The sequence below is a fragment of the Streptomyces sp. ISL-94 genome, from assembly GCF_018614075.1.
Classification (GTDB): domain Bacteria; phylum Actinomycetota; class Actinomycetes; order Streptomycetales; family Streptomycetaceae; genus Streptomyces.
Map to the genome: position 1 here is coordinate 1 of NZ_JAGGOZ010000107.1, position 18,936 is coordinate 18,936.

The 18,936-nt window shown below is 72.8% G+C and carries 15 protein-coding genes, 2 tRNA genes and 1 pseudogene; 1 reads left to right on the plus strand and 17 read right to left on the minus strand.

Annotated features, from left to right (window positions below):
- Positions 1–225: 225 nt before the first annotated feature.
- The 14 genes and pseudogenes from J7E94_RS28265 to J7E94_RS28325 all read right to left on the minus strand — a co-directional run bounded on the left by J7E94_RS28265 (position 226) and on the right by J7E94_RS28325 (position 14,495).
- A complete protein-coding gene (locus J7E94_RS28265) occupies positions 226–1,107 on the minus strand; it encodes a YceI family protein (protein WP_215019641.1) in 882 nt (293 codons plus the stop codon).
- A 133-nt stretch (positions 1,108–1,240) separates the two neighbouring features.
- Positions 1,241–3,622: pseudogene (locus J7E94_RS28270) on the minus strand (ComEC/Rec2 family competence protein); the annotation flags it as partial.
- On the minus strand, positions 3,619–4,251 hold the full coding sequence (locus J7E94_RS35820) for a ComEA family DNA-binding protein (protein WP_308345490.1): 633 nt from the start codon (positions 4,249–4,251) through the stop codon (positions 3,619–3,621). The pseudogene J7E94_RS28270 and the gene J7E94_RS35820, both read right to left, overlap by 4 nt.
- A gap of 443 nt (positions 4,252–4,694) precedes the next feature.
- The gene (locus tag J7E94_RS28275; RefSeq protein WP_215019642.1) at positions 4,695–5,540 is read right to left on the minus strand and encodes a DegV family protein; all 846 of its coding nucleotides are present in this window, start codon (positions 5,538–5,540) and stop codon (positions 4,695–4,697) included.
- Positions 5,541–5,906: 366 nt separating this feature from the next.
- Positions 5,907–6,638, minus strand: coding sequence for a hypothetical protein (locus J7E94_RS28280; protein ID WP_215019643.1), 732 nt, complete (start codon positions 6,636–6,638; stop codon positions 5,907–5,909).
- A 174-nt stretch (positions 6,639–6,812) separates the two neighbouring features.
- Positions 6,813–9,698: a leucine--tRNA ligase gene (gene leuS, locus J7E94_RS28285; RefSeq protein WP_215019644.1), complete on the minus strand. Its 2,886-nt coding sequence runs from the start codon at positions 9,696–9,698 to the stop codon at positions 6,813–6,815.
- A gap of 260 nt (positions 9,699–9,958) precedes the next feature.
- Positions 9,959–10,031: transfer RNA gene (locus tag J7E94_RS28290), tRNA-Ala, on the minus strand.
- A gap of 155 nt (positions 10,032–10,186) precedes the next feature.
- Positions 10,187–10,420, minus strand: coding sequence for a hypothetical protein (locus J7E94_RS28295; protein ID WP_008738908.1), 234 nt, complete (start codon positions 10,418–10,420; stop codon positions 10,187–10,189).
- A gap of 144 nt (positions 10,421–10,564) precedes the next feature.
- Positions 10,565–10,637 (minus strand) — tRNA-Ala (locus J7E94_RS28300).
- Between the two features lie 124 nt (positions 10,638–10,761).
- The gene (locus J7E94_RS28305; protein WP_215019665.1) at positions 10,762–11,418 is read right to left on the minus strand and encodes a histidine phosphatase family protein; all 657 of its coding nucleotides are present in this window, start codon (positions 11,416–11,418) and stop codon (positions 10,762–10,764) included.
- Positions 11,415–11,861, minus strand: coding sequence for a ribosome silencing factor (gene rsfS / locus J7E94_RS28310; protein ID WP_215019645.1), 447 nt, complete (start codon positions 11,859–11,861; stop codon positions 11,415–11,417). The genes J7E94_RS28305 and rsfS overlap by 4 nt, the downstream gene beginning before the upstream one ends.
- Before the next feature lie 108 nt (positions 11,862–11,969).
- Positions 11,970–13,634 (minus strand): LCP family protein, encoded by a 1,665-nt coding sequence (locus J7E94_RS28315; protein WP_215019646.1) that lies wholly within the window; start codon positions 13,632–13,634, stop codon positions 11,970–11,972.
- 24 nt (positions 13,635–13,658) lie between these two features.
- Positions 13,659–14,276: a nicotinate-nucleotide adenylyltransferase gene (gene nadD, locus J7E94_RS28320; protein WP_215019647.1), complete on the minus strand. Its 618-nt coding sequence runs from the start codon at positions 14,274–14,276 to the stop codon at positions 13,659–13,661.
- A 51-nt stretch (positions 14,277–14,327) separates the two neighbouring features.
- On the minus strand, positions 14,328–14,495 hold the full coding sequence (locus tag J7E94_RS28325; RefSeq protein WP_215019648.1) for a hypothetical protein: 168 nt from the start codon (positions 14,493–14,495) through the stop codon (positions 14,328–14,330).
- Positions 14,496–14,634: 139 nt separating this feature from the next.
- On the opposite strand from J7E94_RS28325, the gene J7E94_RS28330 reads away from it, so the two are divergent.
- Entirely contained in the window at positions 14,635–15,729 is a 1,095-nt protein-coding gene (locus J7E94_RS28330; protein ID WP_215019649.1) for a M48 family metallopeptidase, read from the plus strand.
- Here the strand turns inward: J7E94_RS28330 and J7E94_RS28335 are convergent.
- From J7E94_RS28335 to J7E94_RS28345, 3 genes are all read right to left on the minus strand, one after another.
- Entirely contained in the window at positions 15,713–16,861 is a 1,149-nt protein-coding gene (locus tag J7E94_RS28335; RefSeq protein ID WP_215019650.1) for a hypothetical protein, read from the minus strand. The two genes, J7E94_RS28330 and J7E94_RS28335, sit on opposite strands and share 17 nt — an antisense overlap.
- A gap of 69 nt (positions 16,862–16,930) precedes the next feature.
- Positions 16,931–17,494, minus strand: a complete 564-nt coding sequence (locus tag J7E94_RS28340) for a hypothetical protein (RefSeq protein ID WP_215019651.1) — start codon at positions 17,492–17,494, stop codon at positions 16,931–16,933.
- A gap of 76 nt (positions 17,495–17,570) precedes the next feature.
- Entirely contained in the window at positions 17,571–18,848 is a 1,278-nt protein-coding gene (locus tag J7E94_RS28345) for a glutamate-5-semialdehyde dehydrogenase (protein ID WP_215019652.1), read from the minus strand.
- Positions 18,849–18,936: the final 88 nt, after the last annotated feature.

Here is an 18,936-nt window from a genome sequence, read left to right on the forward strand (position 1 = left end):
GGAGGGCCGCGGCTCGTACTGGACGTACTCGCGCGGTCCGACAACACGGCGAGGTGCCGTGCCTGGGGGCACCTCCGTGGGGGTCCCCCCGGACGGAGTCCGGGGGAGGTAGCCGGGGGAGCGTCGCGACCCGGTGAACCTTTCCGGGCACAGCACCAGCAGCGCCTCGGGCTCCGGTCCGGCCCTCGGGCTGGGCCTCAGGCCTCAGGCCTCGCGCCTCGGGCCTCAGGCCTTGTGGACGATCTGGACGTCCAGCGTCACTTCCACGCTCGAACCGATCGCCGCGATCCCGTGGGCCAGCACCGACTGCCAGTTCAGGGCGAAGTCCTCGCGCTGCAGTTCGGCGGTGGCCCGGCAGGCCGCCCGCGGCTCCCCCTCCAGGCCCGTCCCGTGCCCCAGATACCGGGTGTCCAGGGTGACGGAGCGGCTGACTCCGTGGAGGGTGAGGGCGCCGGCGACGGCCCAGCGGCTGCCGCTGCGGTGGATGAACCGTTCGCTGTAGAACTCCACCGTGGGGTGCCGGGCCGCGTCCAGGAAGTCCGCGGACCTCAGGTGGTCGTCGCGCATCCGCACCCCGGTGTCGATGCTCGCCGCATCGATGATCACGTGCATGAAGGAGTCCTCCATGCGCTCGGCTATCCGTACCGCGCCGGCGAACGTGTTGAACCGGCCGCGGATCCGGGCGAAGCCGATGTGCCGGGCCGTGAAGCCGATGGACGAGTGCGTCGGGTCGAGCTCCCAGTGGCCGGGCTGCGGCAGCAGCGGCGGCTCCACCGTGTCGAGGATGATCTCCACGGTGCCGGGCTGCGCGGGCTCCCCCACGAGCGTCGCCCCGTGGAACGGCGCGTACCCCTCCGCGGTGACCGAGAGCCGGTACTCCCCCTCCGGCACGGCCGCCGTGAACCCGCCGTACGGGTCGGTCTCCCCGCTGACGATCCGGCGGCCGATCGGGTCGGTCACCTCGAACGCGGCCTGGCGGACCGGCTGGTGGACCGTGTCGAGGACCCGGCAGCTGAGCAGCCGTGCCGTCGGCGGCAGTGTCAGTGTCGCGGATGTCGGCGGGCTGGAACTTCCGGCCGTCTCCATCCCCCGTCGGCGACCGAACATGGCTGATGCACCCCCGTGCTGCGTGGTCTTGGACCGCTCTGGCGAAGACGCATTCGATCATGCTGTCGGGTTGGGGGCAAACAGAATGGTCGCGCCCGGTATGCCCGCGCCTGCTCCGCCGCCGGTTGGCCGGAACTGCCCGCATCCCCGGGCCGCTTCCGGTGACGGCGATCGAGCCGTCGGTGTCGGTGCGCAGCACGGTCGCCCCCACCGCCCGCAGCCGGGCGAGTGTACCGGGTGCGGGGTGCCCGTAGCGGTTGCCCGCACCGACCGGAACGACCGCGAGCCGGGGCCGGACCCGGGCGAGCAGCACGGGATCCTGGTGCGCGGAACCGTGGTGCGCGACCTTCAGCACATCCACCGGCCCCAGCTCCGGATGCCGCCTCAACAGCGCTTCCTGCGCCGGGGGTTCGAGGTCGCCGAGCAGCAGCAGGGTCAGTCCCGCACCCCGCACCAGCAGGGCCACGCTCGCGTCGTTGGGCCCCTCGGGCGGGGGCGCGTCCGAGGGCGGCCAGAGCACCTGCCACTCCAGCGGCCCGGCCCGCCGGCGCTCTCCCGCCACCGCCCGTACGACGGGTACGCCCGCGGCCGCCGCGGCCCGGTGGACGAACTCCGCCTGCCCCCGGGGCTCTTCCCACGCGGTGGCCTGAATCACACCCACGGACCGGCCCCGCAGCACCCCCGAAAGGCCGCCCACGTGGTCGGCGTGAAAGTGCGTCAGCAGCAGCATCGGCACCCGGCGCACGCCCAGGGATCTCAAGCAGGAGTCCACCGGGCCCGGGTCCGGACCGGTGTCCACCACGAGGGCCTCGCCCGGCCCGACGGCGAGTACGGCGGCGTCCCCCTGGCCCACCGCGCACTGGACGTAGCTCCAGTCGGGCGGCGGCCAGCCGGTGAGCGTACGGGTGAGCTGCGGCGGCCGCAGGACGACGAGGAGCAGCACCAACACCAGGGCGGAGCAGACCCACCGCCGCCGGCCGAACCGGGCGCCGAGGCCGACGAGGGCGACGGTGGCGGCGGCCAGCAGCAGCCCGCCGGTGAGCCCGCCCGGCCAGGACAGCTCCGCTCCCGGCAGCCGCGCCCCGGCCCGTGCCACGGCGGCGATCCACCCGGCCGGCACCCCGGCGCACCAGGCGAGCACCCGCGCGGCGGGCATCCACACCGGGGCCGCGGCAAGCGTCGCGAAGCCGAGCACGGTCGCCGGACCGGCCGCCAGCTCGGCCAGCAGGTTGCACGGCACCGCCACCAGGCTGACCCGGGCGGCCAGCACGGCGACCACGGGCGCGCACACTGCCTGGGCAGCAGCGGCGGCTCCCAGGGCCTCGGCGAGCCGCGGCCGCATCCCGCGCCGCCGCAGGGCTTCGCTCCACCGGGGCGCGAGGGTAAGCAGGGCCCCGGTGGCCAGGACCGAGAGCAGGAAGCCGTAACTGCGGGCCAGCCACGGGTCGTAGAGGACCAGGAGCAGCACGGCGGCGCCCAGGGCCGGGATCAGGGATCTGCGCCGCCCGGTGGCGAGGGCCAGCAGGGTGACGGCGCCGCAGGCCGCGGCCCGCAGCACGCTGGGCTCCGGCCGGCACACCACCACGAAGGCCAGCGTCAGGGCCGCCCCGCCCAGGGCGGTCGCCCGGAGCGAGAGCCCCAGCCGGGGCGCCAGCCCGCCCCGCTCGGCCTGCTGTGCGCGGGCCGGGGGCCCGATGAGCAGGAACAGCACCACGGTCAGGTTGGATCCGGAGACGGCCAGCAGGTGCAGCAGGTCGGTGGCCCGGAAGGCCTCGTGCAGGTCCGGCGGCACCCTGGAGGTGTCGCCGACGACCAGCCCCGGCAGCAGGGCCCTGGCATCCGGCGCGAGCCCCTCGGTGGCCCGGCGCAGCCCGGCCCGCAGCCGTCCCGCGAACCGCTGCGCGGGATCCGGGCCGCCGGTCACCCCGGGCGGGGTGTCAACCGCCGGGCGCAGCAGGGCCACCGCCCGCTCCCCGCTCCGTGCCGGGGCCAGCCGGGCGACCACGGCGACCCGGGTGGAGGGCTGCAGCCGCGCCCATCCCGGGTGCGCCGCGAGCACCCGTACCGGGGTCTCGACCCGGGTCCGCGCTCCGTCGGGCCCGGTCACCCGGGTCACCACCGCGTCCAGCACCACCAGCGGCGGCCCGCTACCGCCCCGGGAGACCGGCACCCGCGGATCGGAGCCGACGGTGAGCTCCGCGTGGACACGGACATGGTCTCGGGCCAGCCCGGCGACCGGCCCGGCCCGCGCCTCGGCCCGCTGCAGCCCCGCCACCCCGGCCCCGGCGGCCGCGCACAGCAGGGCCGCGGCCGCCGCCGGGGCGACCTTCCACAGCGACCCGGGGCGCCGGCGCCCGACCGCCGTCAACAGCCCGGCGGCGACCACCCCCAGGGCCGCCCCGGCGGCGCTGAGTCCCGCCGGGGCGTCCAGGGCGAGGGCGGCCGCCGCCCAGGCGGCGAGGGCCGGCACCACCAGGCGCAGGTCCGCCGGCCTCCCCGCCTCGGGGCGGTTCACGGCCGCACCAGCGTGCGCAGGTCGGCGAAGCGCCGCTCCCCGATGCCGTTGACCTGCCGGAGCTCCTCCACCGAGCGGAAACCCCCGCGTGCGGTGCGGAAGTCCACGATGTGCTGGGCCAGCACCGGCCCGACCCCGGGCAGGCCGTCCAACTGCTCGACCGTGGCCGTGCCGAGGCTGACGGGGCCGGGACTCGGCCCCGCCCCGCCCGGCGGGGGCGGCGCGGGGGCGCCCACCAGCACCTGCTCGCCGTCCACCAGCACCCGGGCCCGGTTCAGCCCGGAGGTGTCCGTACCCGGCCGCACTCCCCCGGCGGCGGCCAGCGCGTCCTCGACCCGCGAGCCTGCGGGCAGCCGCCGCACACCCGGGTCCCGGACCTTGCCGCCCACGTCGACGACGATCCGCCCGGCGGGCCCGGGCGGGGCGGCGATCCCCGCCAGGGCGGGTGCCGTCGCGGACCCCGTGCCGGGGGTGACCACCGCGGGCGCGGTCACCGGCTGCGGGCGGGCCGACCAGTACTGCTGTGCCGCGAAGCCGACGGCGGCGACCAGCACCACCGCCACCGCGGCCACGGTGCGCGGCTCCACCGCGCAGTGGGCCTGGAGCCACACCGGCAGCCGTTCCCGCACGGCCAGCCTCCGCGCCAACCCGGAAGGCAGCTCCGCCGCCTCCCCGGGCGGTGCCCCGGACGAAGCCTCGACCGGAACCTGGACCGCAAGCGCGGGCGGGGACGGGGCCGGAACAGTCGGCGACGGCGGCGATGGGGACGGTGGTGGGGATAGGGACGGCGACGCCGGTGGCGGGCTGCTGCCGCCCAGCAGGGCCTCCGCACGGCGCCGCACCGCGGCCGGCTCGGGATGGGGGCGTCGCCGCTCACGGCGGTTCCGCACACGGCTGTCGGAGAGTCGGGGACGGCCCGGGCCGCTGGTGGCGCCCGAGCCCCACGGTTGCGAGGTACGCGTTCGAAGAGTCATGCCACGACCGTAAGGGCGAAGCCCGACCCCCGTTCGGAGCCCGCAATTCCGGTGGACGACAGGCCCGTTGTGGACAACCGGGCCACCCGTTCCGGTGATCAGCGGGGGGAGACGACCGCCGCCAGCAGCCCCGGTCCGGTGTGCGCGCCGATCACCGCGCCCACCTCGCTGACGTGCAGCTCGACCAGCCCGGGGATGCGCTCCCGCAGCCGCTGGGCGAGCTTCTCGGCCCGCTCGGGGGCCGCCAGGTGGTGCACGGCCACGTCGACACTGCCCGACCCGGCCCGCTCGACGGCCAACTCCTCCAGGCGGGCGATGGCCTTGGAGGCCGTACGCACCTTCTCCAGCATCTCGATCCGGCCGCCCTCCAGCGTGAGCAGCGGCTTGACGGCCAGGGCGGAGCCGAGGAGGGCCTGTGCGGCCCCGATCCGGCCGCCGCGGCGGAGGTAGTCCAGGGTGTCGACGTAGAAGTAGGCGGACATGTCCGCGGCTCGCTTCTCGGCGGCGGCCACGGCCTCGTCGACGGAACCGCCCGCCTCCGCGGCCTCGGCGGCGGTGAGCGCGCAGAAGCCGAGGGCCATGGCGACCATGCCGGTGTCCACGACGCGTACGGGTACGGGGGCGGTCCTGGCGGCGACCACGGCGGCGTCGTAGGTCCCGGAGAACTCCGCGGAAAGGTGCAGGCTCACGATGCCGGTCGCACCGGCGTCCACGGCCGCCTGGTAGGCCCGCACGAACTCCTCCGGACTGGGGCGCGAGGTGGTGACCGACCGGCGCTTCTGCAGGGCCAGGGCCAGGCTGCGCGCCGAGATGTCGGTACCCTCCACCAGTGCCTCGCCGCCCAGTACGACGGTGAGCGGGACGGAGGTGATTCCGTGCCGCGCCATGGCCGGTTGGGGCAGGTAGGCCGTGGAATCGGTGACGATGGCGACATGGCGGGACATGAGGCGGAGGTTACCGCCAGTGGGGGTGGGACGGCAGCCTGGGCCCCTTCTCGGGGCATCGGCCGGGCCGCCTGCCCGTGCCCGGCGGGGCCTGGACCCCGGGCCGCCTGCCCGTGCCCGGCACGCCGGTACGCCCCGCCGCGGCGGCCAGAGCCTACGGCACCGTGCGGCGGCAGGCGGCGAGCCGGGCGTGGGGTCGGCGGGGCTTTCCCCCACCCCGCCCCCTCCCCGAAACTGGGGGCTCCGCCCCGGACAGCGGCAAGGGCTCCGCTCCTGCGCACCCCGGCCGCCACCGGCCGCGACAGCGGCCCGCCGGCCGGAGCCGCCCGGGCCCCGACAGGGTCTGCGACCCGAACCCCGCGCCGGTCAGCCCGCCCGCTCCGGACGGGGCGCCTTCTGCCACGGGTACGGCGTCGCCGGGGCGGCCGGGTCCAGCGCCGCGGGCTGCGACTGCGGACGCGGCTGCTGCTGGGCAGGCGGGGCCGCCGCGGGTCCGGCCGGCTGCGCCGCGTCCCACGCTGCTGCCGCCGCCGTCAGGTCGTCCACCGACTGACGGGACCAGTCGCGCAGCGCCCCGGACTCCATCTCGATCTGCGCCGACAGGGCGGACAGGTCGTCCTCGGCGAAGCGCCGGGCCCGGTCCCGGGCCGCCCAGCGCAGCGAATCCGCCGCCTGCGTGATCTTGGACGTGCGCTCGCGCAGGTCGGGCAGGCTGTCGGCGATCCGCTGCCGGTCCGGCTCCTGCTCCAGCCGCTTCAGCTCGTCGTCCAGCTCGTGCCCGTGCGCGCTCAGCCGCTCGAACAGCCCGATGGACTCCTTCAGCGAGGCATCCGCCCGGGCCCCCTCGTACAGCGCCTGCTGCGTGGCCCGCATCGACGTCCGCAGATCCAGCCGCAGCTGCGCCAGCGCGCCCGCGACACCGACCTGCCCGAAGCTCTTCGCCCTCAGCGCGGTGTCCTCCACCGTCCGGCGGGCCTGCGTGATCGTCCGGTCGACTCCGCGCTTGGCCGCCTTCACCACCTTGACGGTGACGAACAGGCCCAGGCCCAGAATGGTGAAAAGCACCATCAGCGCGAAGATGATCAACGCGGCCTCCATGAGTGTCCCTTCCCCAGTCCCCGCAGCACTTTGTCCGTCCCCTCCACCGTAAACGCCACGGGCAGGCCAGGGGTTCCAATCGAACCCCCAACCTGCCCGTAAGGGATCTCCCCCATAGGGGGCGACAGATGACCTCAGAGCGCCTCAGAGCACCTCAGGCAACCTCACGCGACCTCAGATGACGATGTTCACCAGCTTCGGCGCACGCACGATCACCTTGCGGATCTCCGCGCCGCCCAGCGCCGCGACGACACCCTCATCGGTCACCGCCAGCTGCTCCAGCTCCGCCTCCGAGATCGTCGGCGACACCTCCAGCCGCGCCTTGACCTTGCCCTTGACCTGCACCACGCACGTCACGCTCTCGTCCACGACATACGCCGGGTCCGCGACCGGGAAGTCCTGGTGGACGACCGACTCGCTGTGGCCCATGCGGTGCCACAGCTCTTCCGCGATGTGCGGGGCCAGCGGGGCGACCAGCAGGACCAGCCGCTCGGCGACCGAGCGCTCCAGCGGGCGGCCCGCCTTGGTCAGGAAGTTGTTCAGCTCGGTGATCTTGGCGATGGCGGTGTTGAACCGCAGCCCCGCCATGTCCGCGCCGGCCCCGTCGATCGCCTTGTGCAGCGCGCGCAGGGTGTCCTCGCCCGGCTCTCCGTCGACGACGGTGACGGCGCCCGTCTCCTCGTCCACGATGTTGCGCCACAGTCGCTGCAGCAGCCGGTACTGGCCGACGACGGCGCGGGTGTCCCACGGGCGCGAGACGTCCAGGGGGCCCATCGCCATCTCGTACAGGCGCAGGGTGTCCGCGCCGTACTCCTCGCAGATCTCGTCCGGCGTCACGGCGTTCTTCAGGGACTTGCCCATCTTGCCGTGCTCACGCTTGACCGGCTCACCCTGGTAGAAGTAGCCGCCGTCGCGCTCCTCGACCTCGGCCGCCGGCACGTACACACCGCGCGCGTCGGTGTAGGCGTACGCCTGGATCATGCCCTGGTTGAACAGCTTGTGGAACGGCTCCGCCGAGGACACGTGGCCCAGGTCGAACAGCACCTTGGACCAGAAGCGCGCGTACAGCAGGTGCAGCACCGCGTGCTCGGCGCCGCCCACGTACAGGTCGACACCGCCGTGCGGCGCGTTCTCGCGCGGCCCCATCCAGTACTGCTCGATGGCCGGGTCGACCAGCGCCGAGGCGTTGTTCGGGTCCAGGTAGCGCAGCTCGTACCAGCAGGAACCGGCCCAGTTGGGCATGGTGTTGGTCTCGCGGCGGTAGCGCTTGACGCCCGCGCCGTCGCCCAGGTCCAGCTCGACGTCGACCCACGCCTCGTTGCGGGACAGCGGGGTCTCCGGCTTCGAGGCGGCGTCGTCCGGCTCGAAGGTGCGCGGCGAGTAGTCCTCGACCTCCGGCAGCTCCAGCGGCAGCATCGACTCGGGCAGCGGGTGCGCGACGCCGTCCTCGTCGTAGACGATCGGGAAGGGCTCGCCCCAGTAGCGCTGACGGCTGAACAGCCAGTCGCGCAGGCGGAAGTTGACGGTCCCCTCGCCGATGCCTCGCGACTCCAGCCACGCGGTGATCGCGGCCTTCGCCTCGGCGACGTCCAGGCCGTCCAGGGAGATGCCCTCGCCCACGGAGTTGACCAGTACGGCGTCGGGCGCGACGAACGCGTCGTCCCACTCCGCCGGGTCGGTGCCGCGCCCGTCGGTCGGGGCGACCACGCAGCGCATCGGCAGCTCGAAGGCGCGCGCGAACTCGAAGTCGCGGCCGTCGTGCGCCGGGACCGCCATGATCGCGCCGGTGCCGTAGCCCATCAGCACGTAGTCGGCGATGAAGACCGGGACCTTCTCGCCGCTGACCGGGTTGACCGCGTACTCGCCGGTGAAGACACCGGTCTTGTCCTTGGCCTCGGCCTGCCGCTCGACGTCCGACTTCGAGGCGGCCTGCTTGCGGTACGCCGCGACGGCCTCGGCCGGGGTGGCATACCCGCCGGTCCACACCTCGTGGGTGCCCTCGGGCCAGGCGGCCGGGATGAACTTCTCGACCAGCGGGTGCTCGGGCGCCAGGACCATGTAGGTCGCGCCGAACAGCGTGTCGGGGCGGGTGGTGAAGACGGTGATGGCCTCGTCGCCCAGCGCGAAGTCGACGCGCGCGCCCTCGCTGCGGCCGATCCAGTTCCGCTGCTGCAGCTTGATGGCCTCGGGCCAGTCCAGCGCGTCCAGGTCGTCCAGCAGCCGGTCCGCGTACGCGGTGATCCGCATGTTCCACTGGCTCAGCCGCGACTTGAAGACCGGGAAGTTGCCGCGCTCGGAACGGCCGTCCGCGGTGACCTCCTCGTTGGCCAGGACGGTGCCCAGCCCGGGGCACCAGTTCACGGGCGCGTCCGAGGCGTACGCCAGCCGGTACTCGTTCAGTACGTCGGCCCGCTCGCCCGCGGTCAGGCCGGCCCAGGCGCGGCCGCCGGGGACCTCGCGGGAGCCGTTCTCGAAGGCGACGACCAGCTCGGTGATCGGGCGGGCCTTCTTCGCGTCCGCGTCGTACCAGGAGTTGTAGATCTGCAGGAAGATCCACTGGGTCCACTTGTAGTAGTCCGGGTCGATCGTCGCGAAGGAGCGGCGCTTGTCGTGGCCCAGACCCAGCCGGCGCAGCTGGACCTTCATGTTCTCGATGTTCGCCTCGGTGGACACGCGCGGGTGCGTGCCGGTCTGCACGGCGTACTGCTCGGCCGGCAGGCCGAAGGCGTCGAAGCCCAGGGTGTGCAGGACGTTGTGGCCGGTCATCCGCTGGTGGCGGGCGAAGACGTCGGTGGCGATGTACCCGAGCGGGTGGCCGACGTGCAGCCCCGCACCGGACGGGTACGGGAACATGTCCATGATGAACTTCTTGGGCCGCGCGACGACCGCGGCCGCTTGAATCGGATCAGGGCCGGCCAGGTCACCGGTCGGGTTCGGGGCCTCGTAGGTGCCCTGCGCGTCCCATACGTCCTGCCAGCGTGCCTCGATGTCGGCGGCCATGGCAGCCGTGTAGCGGTGCGCCTCGGCCGCCTCGGGGGCCGGGGTGTTCGTCTCGCTCATGATTTCTGAAGCTCCATCGATCGTCTCTGCCGTCTCTGCCTGCCCAAACGAAAAAACCCCTCGCACAGGAGGGGACGCCGCGCCGATGCCGACCGTCTCGAGGGGTCGGCACTGATCAGCGCGGCTCGGTAAGCAGAAGGCGTACGGCACGCATGGCGTCAGGGTACCGCAGCGGCCCCCGCGGGCGCTCAGCCGTTCCGAAGGGCGAGCACAACGAGAAGCGGGCCACCCGATCCGGGTGGCCCGCTTCTTCTTCACTGTGGAGCTAAGGAGAATTGAACTCCTGACCTCCTGCATGCCATGCAGGCGCTCTACCAACTGAGCTATAGCCCCTTGTCCTGCTTGCCGCTTCGGTTTCCCTTGCCGGTTCCCCTTGGCGACGTCCCAAACATTACACGGTCATGGCCCTGGTCCAAAAATCGGTTTCCGCCGGCCCCGAGCCATGCCCGATTTAACCCATCTCGTCATGCCGTCACGCCGTCAGGCCGTCACGCTCTCGCGAACTGATAGAACCGCTTGAGCGTGCAGTGCTCGTCGAGCAGCCGGCCGTAGATCGGCTCCCCCTCCAGCTCGCGGTACGTCTCGATCGGGTCGCCTTTTATGATCAGCGCCCGCGCGCATTCCTCGCACCAGTACTGGTAGTCGGGGTTGACCGGGTCCATGTCCCGCACGATCGGCGTGCCGTTGTTGCACCAGTCGCACCGGCGCCGGTGTGCACCCATCCGTCAGCGACTCCCTCCCGCATCGGGCCGTCGTCTCCCCCTCCGGCGGTCCCGATTCTGCCATGCCGGTGCGGGCCGGGTCAGCAAACGCAAAGGGTACAAAAGCAAGGATCCCGCCCCCTATTGGGGACGGGATCCTGATTGTGGAGCTAAGGAGAATTGAACTCCTGACCTCCTGCATGCCATGCAGGCGCTCTACCAACTGAGCTATAGCCCCGCTCTCCGCCGCGCTCCCCCCGGTCTCCGGTGTTCTGCGCTGCGAACAAGAAGAACTCTAGCCTGCGCCCAGCCGGAAAGTGAAATCCGGGTGGCAGCCCCGGCGGGGAGCGGTCGGGAGTCGATCAGTCGTCGTCGCCGAGCACCGGTTCCGGCAGCGTGCCGGCGTTGTGCTCCATCAGACGCCAGCCGCGCGCGCCCTCGCCGAGGACGGACCAGCAGCAGTTGGAGAGCCCGCCCAGGCTCTCCCAGTCGTACGACTCCAGGCCCAGCAGGCGGCCGATGGTCGTGCGGATGGTGCCGCCGTGGCTGACCACGACGAGCGTGCCGCCCTCCGGCAGCCGGCCGGCGTGCCCCAGCACGACCGGCGCCGCGCGGTCGGCGACCTCGGTCTCCAGCTCGCCGCCGCCCCTGCGGACCGGCTCGCCGCGCTTCCACGCCGCGTACTGCTCTCCGTACTTCGCGAGGATCTCGTCGTGCGTGAGGCCCTGCCACTCGCCGGCGTAGGTCTCGCGCAGCGCCGGGTCGTGCGTCACGGTCAGCCCGGTGACGGCGGCCAGCTCGGCGGCCGTGTCAGAGGCGCGCCGCAGGTCGGAGGCCACGATGGCGTCCGGCTTCAGCGAAGCGAGCAGCCGCGCCGAGCGGCGCGCCTGCGCCACACCGGCCTCGGTCAGCTCGATGTCGGTGGAGCCCTGGAAGCGGCGCTCCAGGTTCCACGAAGTCTGGCCGTGTCGCCAGAGGACGATCTTCCGGCCGGTCTTTCCGGTGGCGGTCGTGCTCAGAACAGATCACCGTCCATGTCGTCGTCGCCTGCCGCCTCGCGCAGCTTGGCGTGCTCCTCGGCCTTGCCGATGGTGAGCTTGGCGTCCTCGGGCAGCTCGATCTCGGGGCAGTCCTTCCACAGGCGCTCCAGCGCGTAGAAGACCCGCTCCTCGCTGTGCTGCACGTGGACGACGATGTCGACGTAGTCGAGCAGGATCCAGCGGGCGTCGCGGTCGCCCTCGCGGCGCACCGGCTTGGCGCCGAGCTCCTTGAGCAGTCGCTCCTCGATCTCGTCCACGATCGACTTGACCTGGCGGTCGTTGGGCGCGGATGCGAGCAGGAAGGCGTCGGTGATCGACAGCACGTCGCTGACGTCGTACGCGATGATGTCGTGCGCGAGCCGGTCGGCCGCTGCCTGGGCAGCGGTGGTGATGAGCTCGATGGAGCGGTCCGTGGCGGTCACTGGCCATGCTTTCGGGTTGGCGGGCAGATCCTTACAAGGGTCTCATGTACCGCCGACCCCGCCCGCGCGGAACGTTCCGCGCGGGCGACCCTGTGCTCCGGGGCCCGGTCAGGACGGCTTGTAGTCCTTGCCCAGGATCACCACGACATCCGCGTTCACCGCGTTCTCGCCCTTCTTCACGACCGTCTCCGGCAGCCCCAGCGTCTTGGCGACCTCGATGGCCCGGTCCCGCTGCGTGTCGTCCTGGTACGTGATCTGCGAGGTGGCGGCGGTCTTGTCGGCCTTGCCGCCCTCCACGAAGGTGTAGCCGCCGTTCAGCAGGGCCGCCTTGGCCGCGACCTGCGTCTTCTCGTCGCCGGTGGCGTCCTTGAGGCCGACGCGCGGGGTGGCACCGGGCTGCGCCGCCGCGACCGAGCCGCCGAGGACCTCCTTGACGACCTTCTGGGTGGCGTCGTCCGTCAGCGTCCCGTCCGGCTTCACCGTGAGGACGTCGGTGCGGTACGCGCCCACCTTGGCGTGCGCGCCGAGGCGGGACAGCAGCGCGCCGAGGGTCTGCGCGTTCAGGGCCGGGTCGAGGATCTGGCCCATGCTCTCGACCGTGAGGGCGGCCGCCTTCGGGTCGCTCGGCACCTTGCGCAGGACGGCGTAGAGCACCTTGCCCATACGGTCCAGCTGCTTGGCCTCCGGTTCGCCCTGGGGCCGGTACGTGGCGTAGGCGACGGCCATCGCGCCGCTCAGGCTCTGCTTCTGGCCCTGGGCGACGGCCGGGGCCTTGGCCGCGTCGTCGGCCGGGACCGCGGTGTCGGTGTCGACCTCGATGCCGCCGACCAGCTCGACCAGGTTCTCCAGGAAGGGGGTGTCCAGGCGCCAGGTGCCGCCGATGCGGGTGCCGAGCACCGAGTCGAGGGACTCTCGGGTGCCGAGGCCGCCCTCCTCGACCGCCTTGCCGAGGCCGGTGCTGATGCCGTCCGGGCCGGGGACGCCGAGCGTGTTGGGCAGCAGTACGGTGGCGCCCTGCTGCGCGGTGACGTTGTCGACGAGCAGCGCCGAGGAGGTGCCGCCCTTCTTGGTGTTGTGCAGGTGGACGACGATCATGTCCCGCTTCTGCGCCCCGGCATCGGCGGTGGCGCCGGTCTTCTTCTCCGGGCCGTCGAGGAACGGCAGCCTGCCCGCGTACCAGAGGTAGCCGAGGCCGCCGACGACGAACAGGGCGAGGACGACGATCAGCGCGACCACCCGGTTGCGGCCGCGGCGGCGGGCCTCCTCGCGGCGCTCGGTCCGGCTCTCGGTGAACTTGAGCCAGTCGATGACGTCCTCGGACTCCTCGTCCGGCTCTTCGATGAAGGAGAACTGCTCGGTGCGGTACTCGGGTGCCTGGCGCGGCTCGGGGACGTGCGCCGCGGCCGGCTGCGGCCGCTCCCGCTCGGGCCGGCGCTCGGGCCGCGGCGGCTCGGGGGCGGGCTGCTGCGGGATCCACTGCTGGGTCTGCTGCGGCTCGTACCCGTAGGAGGGCGGCTGGGCGTACTCCCGCTGCGCGTACTCCTGGGCGGCCGGCTGCGGCGGGTAGTACTGCTGCCTGCCGTAGCTCTGCTGATGCTGCTCGTAGCCGTACTGCTGCTGCTGCGGCTCGTACGGTTGTTCGTACTGCTGCTCGTACTGCGGGGTGGATTGGGCGGGCACCTGGCCGTACACCGGCCGCCCGTACGCGTCGTAGCCGATGAGCTGCTGCTCCTGACCGGCGTACGGGTCGTACGACTCCTGTCGGTCGTTCACCGCGGGGCCCCTCTCTCCGGAAGCTCAGGCTCCCCGGTACAGCTCACGCTTGTCGATGTAGCGCACCACGCCATCCGGCACCAAGTACCAGACAGGATCCCCCTCGGCGACCCGTGCGCGGCAGTCCGTGGAGGAAATCGCCAGCGCGGGCACCTCGACCAGGGACACCCCGCCCTCGGGCAGGCCGTCGTCGGTGAGCACATGACCCGGCCGGGTGACTCCGATGAAATGGGCGAGCGAGAAGAGCTCGTCGGCGTTCCGCCAGGTCAGGATCTGTGCGAGCGCGTCGGCGCCCGTGATGAAGAACAGGTCGGCGTCGCCGTTCAGCGCCTTCAGGTCCCGCAGCGTGTCGATCGTGTACGTCGGCCCGCCGCGGTCGATGTCGATGCGGCTGACCGAGAACTGCGGGTTCGAGGCCGTGGCGATGACCGTCATCAGGTAGCGGTCCTCGGCGGGCGACACGGCCCGCTGCGACTTCTGCCACGGCTCGCCGGTCGGTACGAACACCACCTCGTCGAGGTGGAAAAGGGCGGCGACCTCGCTGGCGGCCACCAGGTGTCCGTGGTGGATCGGGTCGAACGTCCCGCCCATCACGCCGAGCCGGCGCTTGACCGGGCCGGTAGGCACTTCCTGCTCTCCCATGAGCGCAGAGCCTACTGGCCCGGTGGCGCGGGCACTGCGGGCGGACGAGGCCTAGCGGTCACGGTTCAGGCGCGTGGTGATCCAGAGCATCAGGCAGAGGATGAAGAGGGCGCCGCCGCCGGTCAGGTACGGGCTCAGGCTGTCGTGGTTGCCGCCGTGCTGCCCGGCCCCCTCCGAGGCGAGGACGACCAGGTTGTGGGCGGTGGAGGAGAGGCTCATCAGGCAGGTACCTATCGAGTCGGGGAGCGGGCGGAGACTTCGCTCACATCGTATGCGGGGGCCTGGGGCACGCTCGCGCCGACTCAGGCGTTGGAGAGGATAGACGCAGAGCGGTCAGGTCGATCCAGGGGAGGGCGCAATGACGGAGACAGGGTTCGGACAGCCACCGGCGCGGGACCGCAGGAGGTTCCCCGGCATTTCCTCGCGGGCGTACGAGCATCCGGCGGACCGCTCGGCTCTGGTCGCCCTGCGCAAGCTGAGCGGCTTCGACACCGTGTTCAAGGCCCTGAGCGGGCTGCTCCCGGAGCGCAGCCTGCGGCTGCTGTTCCTGTCGGACTCCGTGCGGGTGGGCGAGACGCAGTTCCCGCACCTGTACGCGATGCTCCGCGACGCCTGCTACATCCTGGACCTGGAGAAGGTCCCGCAGATGTACGTGCAGCAGGACCCGAAGCCCAATGCCATGTGCATCGGTATGGAGGAGCCGATCATCGTGGTGACCACGGCCCTGGTCGAGCTGCTCGACGAGGAGGAGATGCGGGCGGTCGTGGGCCACGAGGTGGGCCACGCGCTGTCGGGGCACTCGGTGTACCGCACGATCCTGCTGTTCCTGACGAACCTGGCGCTGAAGGTGGCGTGGATCCCGCTGGGCAACATGGCGATCATGGCGATCGTCACGGCGCTGCGGGAGTGGTTCCGCAAGTCGGAGCTGTCGGCGGACCGGGCCGGGCTGCTGGTGGGGCAGGACGTGCACGCCTCGATGCGGGGCCTCATGAAGATCGCGGGCGGCAACCACCTCCACGAGATGAACGTGGACGCCTTCCTGGCCCAGGCCGAGGAGTACGAGGCGAGCGGCGATCTGCGCGACTCCGTGCTGAAGATCCTCAACATGCTGCCCCGGACGCACCCCTTCACCACGGTGCGGGCGGCCGAGCTGAAGAAGTGGTCGGAGAGCCGCGAGTTCCAGCGGACCATGGACGGCCACTACCCGCGGCGGGACGAGGACAAGGACACCTCGGTGACCGACTCCTTCCGGCAGTCCGCCGCGCACTACGCCGACTCGGTGCGCACCAGCAAGGATCCGCTGATGAAGCTGGTGGGCGACATCGCCGGCGGGGCGGGCGACCTGGGCGGCAAGCTCCGCGACCGGTTCACCGGCGCCGCACCGGGGCCCGCCGGGGGCAGCGGGGCAGCCTCGGAGGGCAAGGACCAGGGCGGGGCTACGGAGCAGGGCTGACCGGGGTGGCCGTCGGAGTCGCGGGCTGGGCCAGCACGCCGCACAGCCCGGCCGCGCGCCGCGGGTGGCCGGTGGCATACGGGTCGCTCGCGGCCGGGCCCACCGTGGTCGGTCCGGCTCCGGCCAGGACCGGGCGGAAGCCTCCGGCCGGGTCGGCGGAGCAGTCCTGCGGCCCCGCCATCACATAGGCCGAAGCCACCTCCGCCCGCCGGGCGGCGAGGTCCTCCCGGTCGAAGCGCAGCCGCAGCTCGCGGCGGACGGTGAAGAGCGAGGCCCCGTCGGCCGCGGCGGGGGCTCCGGTGGCGGGGCGCACCGCGTACACGAAGGTGTGGTCGGTGGTCACCTCCAGCACGTTCGGTGTGACTTCCTCGAAGGAGAGGGTGCCGCTCACCCGGACCCGCGAGTCGGCGAGGACGGCGGTGGTCGGGTCGAAGCGGACCAGCCAGGCGGTGGCCGCGTGCGCGCCGTCGCCGACGGGGGCGCTCATGCTCCGGTCGAACTGCGCCAGCTGGTCGGGGTCGAGCAGCACCCGCACGGGCCGGGAGGCAGTCCCGGCCAGGACATCGGGGTCCAGCGAGGACTGCACGAGGTAGTCCTTGGCGATGGACAGCGCGGTGACGACCTGGCCGTCGGTGAAGTGGTGCGTGCGGCGCACGGCGGGGAGGACGATCCCGGCCGCCCCGACACGGTAGTCGGCGGCGGGGCTCGTCGCGTACAGATCGGCGGGCCGCCCTCCGGTCACGGCGGAGGCGGGCGCGAGCGGGACGACGGTGCCGGCGAGGGGCCGGGCGGGGCCGCTCGCCGGGGGGATGTACGGGTTGCGCAGCCCCATGTAGACGGCGGCGGCGAAGGCCGTGGCGATGAGCAGCACGAGCAGCATGCCCTGGCGGGCGCCCCGGCCGGGAGTGCCGGTGCGGGAGGCGGATCCGCCGCCGGACGACCAGATGGACCGGCTGCGTACGGCGCGGGCGTGTTCGCCCATGCGCTCCTGCGCGGAGTACTCCTGGAGCCGGGCGGCCCGCACGAATTCCTCGTCGAACACCACCGACCGGAGTTCGTCCGCGCGGAACTCGTCGTCACCCCCTCCGATGCCCTCGGGGGTGCCGTTGGGTGGATCTCCTGGCACGGCCATCGCTTCTCCCCGCTGTCCCCGCTTCAGAGAAGCCCCCAGCTCCGATGGATGCGAGTGGGGTCGTTACCTTCAGGGTTGGCGGCCAGAGGGGTACGTAAACGCGCCGACGCCGGTGACTTCCCGCAGGGGGGTACTGGCGGGCGCGGGGGCCGGGTCCGCCTCGCCCGCGGCGCTGCGGTAGACGGCGCTGAAGGCGAGCGCGACCATGCCGAGGCCCATCACGAAGGCGAGCACCCAGGCGACGGGACGCAGCCAGGGCGAGCGGCCGCGGTAGGGGCGCAGGCTGCCGCCGTAGGCCCCGTACGGGCCGTACGGCCCGTCGGCGTACCCGTAGCCGCGGTCGTGCTCCCAGCCGTGGTCGTCGGGGCCGTACCCGTCGGGGTGGCCGTAACCATAGCTGTCGTAGTCGTCTTCGCCGGTCCAGCCGCCGGCGACGGCGCGGGCGGCTTCCGCCTCGGCGCGCGCCCGGTCGGCCGCCCGCTGGCGCTCGGCGGCGCTCGGTTCATGAATCTCGGCGTTCCGGACGAAGTCCTCGTCGAACACCACGGAGGCGAAGTCCTTGTCCGCGCCTCCGCGGTCGTCGTCGGGTTCCCCGTCGTCCGGGAACGGCTTGCCCCCCACGTCGTCCGGCACAGGACCAGCGTAGACCTGGGGGGCTGCTTTGGGCAGGGTGTGAGCCGAATCCGGCCACACCGTGTTCGGTCTGCGACTACCGGATGTGACCGTCGCCCGTGACGATGTACTTGGTCGAGGTCAGCTCGGGAAGGCCCATCGGGCCCCGGGCGTGCAGCTTCTGCGTGGAGATTCCGATCTCGGCGCCGAAGCCGAACTGACCACCATCGGTGAACCGGGTGGACGCGTTCACGGCGACCGTGGTCGAGTCGACCAGCTGGGTGAACCGGCGGGCGGCGGCCTGCGAGGTGGTGACGATCGCCTCGGTGTGGCCGGAGGTCCAGCGGCGGATGTGGGCGACGGCGTCGTCGAGGGAGTCGACGACTCCGGCGGCGATGTCGTAGGAGAGGTACTCGGCGGCCCAGTCCTCGTCGGTGGCGGGCAGGGCGGTGGCCTTGGTGCCCTCGGCTGCGGCCAGGACCCGGGGGTCGCCGTGGACGGTCACGCCGGCGTCGGCGAGGGCGTCGAGGGCGCGCGGCAGGAAGGCGTCGGCGATGTCGCGGTGGACGAGGAGGGTCTCGGCGGAGTTGCAGACGGAGGGCCGCTGGGCCTTGGAGTTGATCAGGATGTCCACGGCCATGTCCAGGTCGGCCTGGGCGTCGACGTAGACGTGGCAGTTGCCGGTACCGGTCTCGATGACCGGAACGGTGGACTCCTCGACCACGGTCTTGATGAGCGAGGCGCCGCCGCGCGGGATGAGCACGTCGACGAGGCCGCGGGCGCGCATCAGCTCGCGGACGGAGTCGCGGGACTCGCCGGGGACGAGCTGGACCGCGTCGGCGGGCAGGCCCGCGCCTTCGACGGCGTCGCGCAGGATGGCGACGAGCGCGGTGTTGGAGGCGTACGCGGAGGAGCTGCCGCGGAGCAGGACCGCGTTGCCGGACTTGAGGCAGAGGGCGGCGGCGTCGACGGTGACGTTGGGGCGGGCCTCGTAGATGATGCCGACGACGCCGAGGGGGACGCGGATCTGCCGGATGTCGATGCCGTTGGGGAGGGTGTTGCCGCGGACGACCTCGCCGACGGGATCGGGGAGGGCGGCGACGTCCCGCACGTCGGAGGCGATGGTGGCGACGCGCTCGGGGGTGAGGGTGAGGCGGTCGATGACGGTCTCGCTGGTGCCGGCGGCGCGGGCCTTGTCCGTGTCGACGGCGTTGGCCGCGATGATCTCGGCCGTACGGGCCTCCAGCGCGTCCGCGATCGCCAGCAGCGCGGTGTCCTTGGCGGACCGCGGGAGTGGCGCGATGGCGGCGGCCGCGGTGCGGGCCGCTTGCGCGGTGGCGGTGACGGGTGAGGTGGTGGCATCGAGCGAGGTCATGCCGCCAGGGTAATCCCCGTGCGCCACCCCGTTGCTGGGCTTCCACCCCGCGAGACGCCCGCCCCCGCCCGATCCCGCTGCGCGGGGC

Coding starts and splice junctions, on each gene's coding strand:
- J7E94_RS28265 (WP_215019641.1), bottom strand. CDS start 1,107: ATGTTCGGTCGCCGACGGGGGATGGAGACGGCCGGAAGTTCCAGCCCG.
- J7E94_RS28275 (WP_215019642.1), bottom strand. CDS start 5,540: ATGTCCCGCCATGTCGCCATCGTCACCGATTCCACGGCCTACCTGCCC.
- J7E94_RS28280 (WP_215019643.1), bottom strand. CDS start 6,638: ATGGAGGCCGCGTTGATCATCTTCGCGCTGATGGTGCTTTTCACCATT.
- leuS (WP_215019644.1), bottom strand. CDS start 9,698: ATGAGCGAGACGAACACCCCGGCCCCCGAGGCGGCCGAGGCGCACCGC.
- J7E94_RS28295 (WP_008738908.1), bottom strand. CDS start 10,420: ATGGGTGCACACCGGCGCCGGTGCGACTGGTGCAACAACGGCACGCCG.
- nadD (WP_215019647.1), bottom strand. CDS start 14,276: ATGGGAGAGCAGGAAGTGCCTACCGGCCCGGTCAAGCGCCGGCTCGGC.
- J7E94_RS28325 (WP_215019648.1), bottom strand. CDS start 14,495: ATGAGCCTCTCCTCCACCGCCCACAACCTGGTCGTCCTCGCCTCGGAG.
- J7E94_RS28330 (WP_215019649.1), top strand. CDS start 14,635: ATGACGGAGACAGGGTTCGGACAGCCACCGGCGCGGGACCGCAGGAGG.
- J7E94_RS28335 (WP_215019650.1), bottom strand. CDS start 16,861: ATGGCCGTGCCAGGAGATCCACCCAACGGCACCCCCGAGGGCATCGGA.
- J7E94_RS28345 (WP_215019652.1), bottom strand. CDS start 18,848: ATGACCTCGCTCGATGCCACCACCTCACCCGTCACCGCCACCGCGCAA.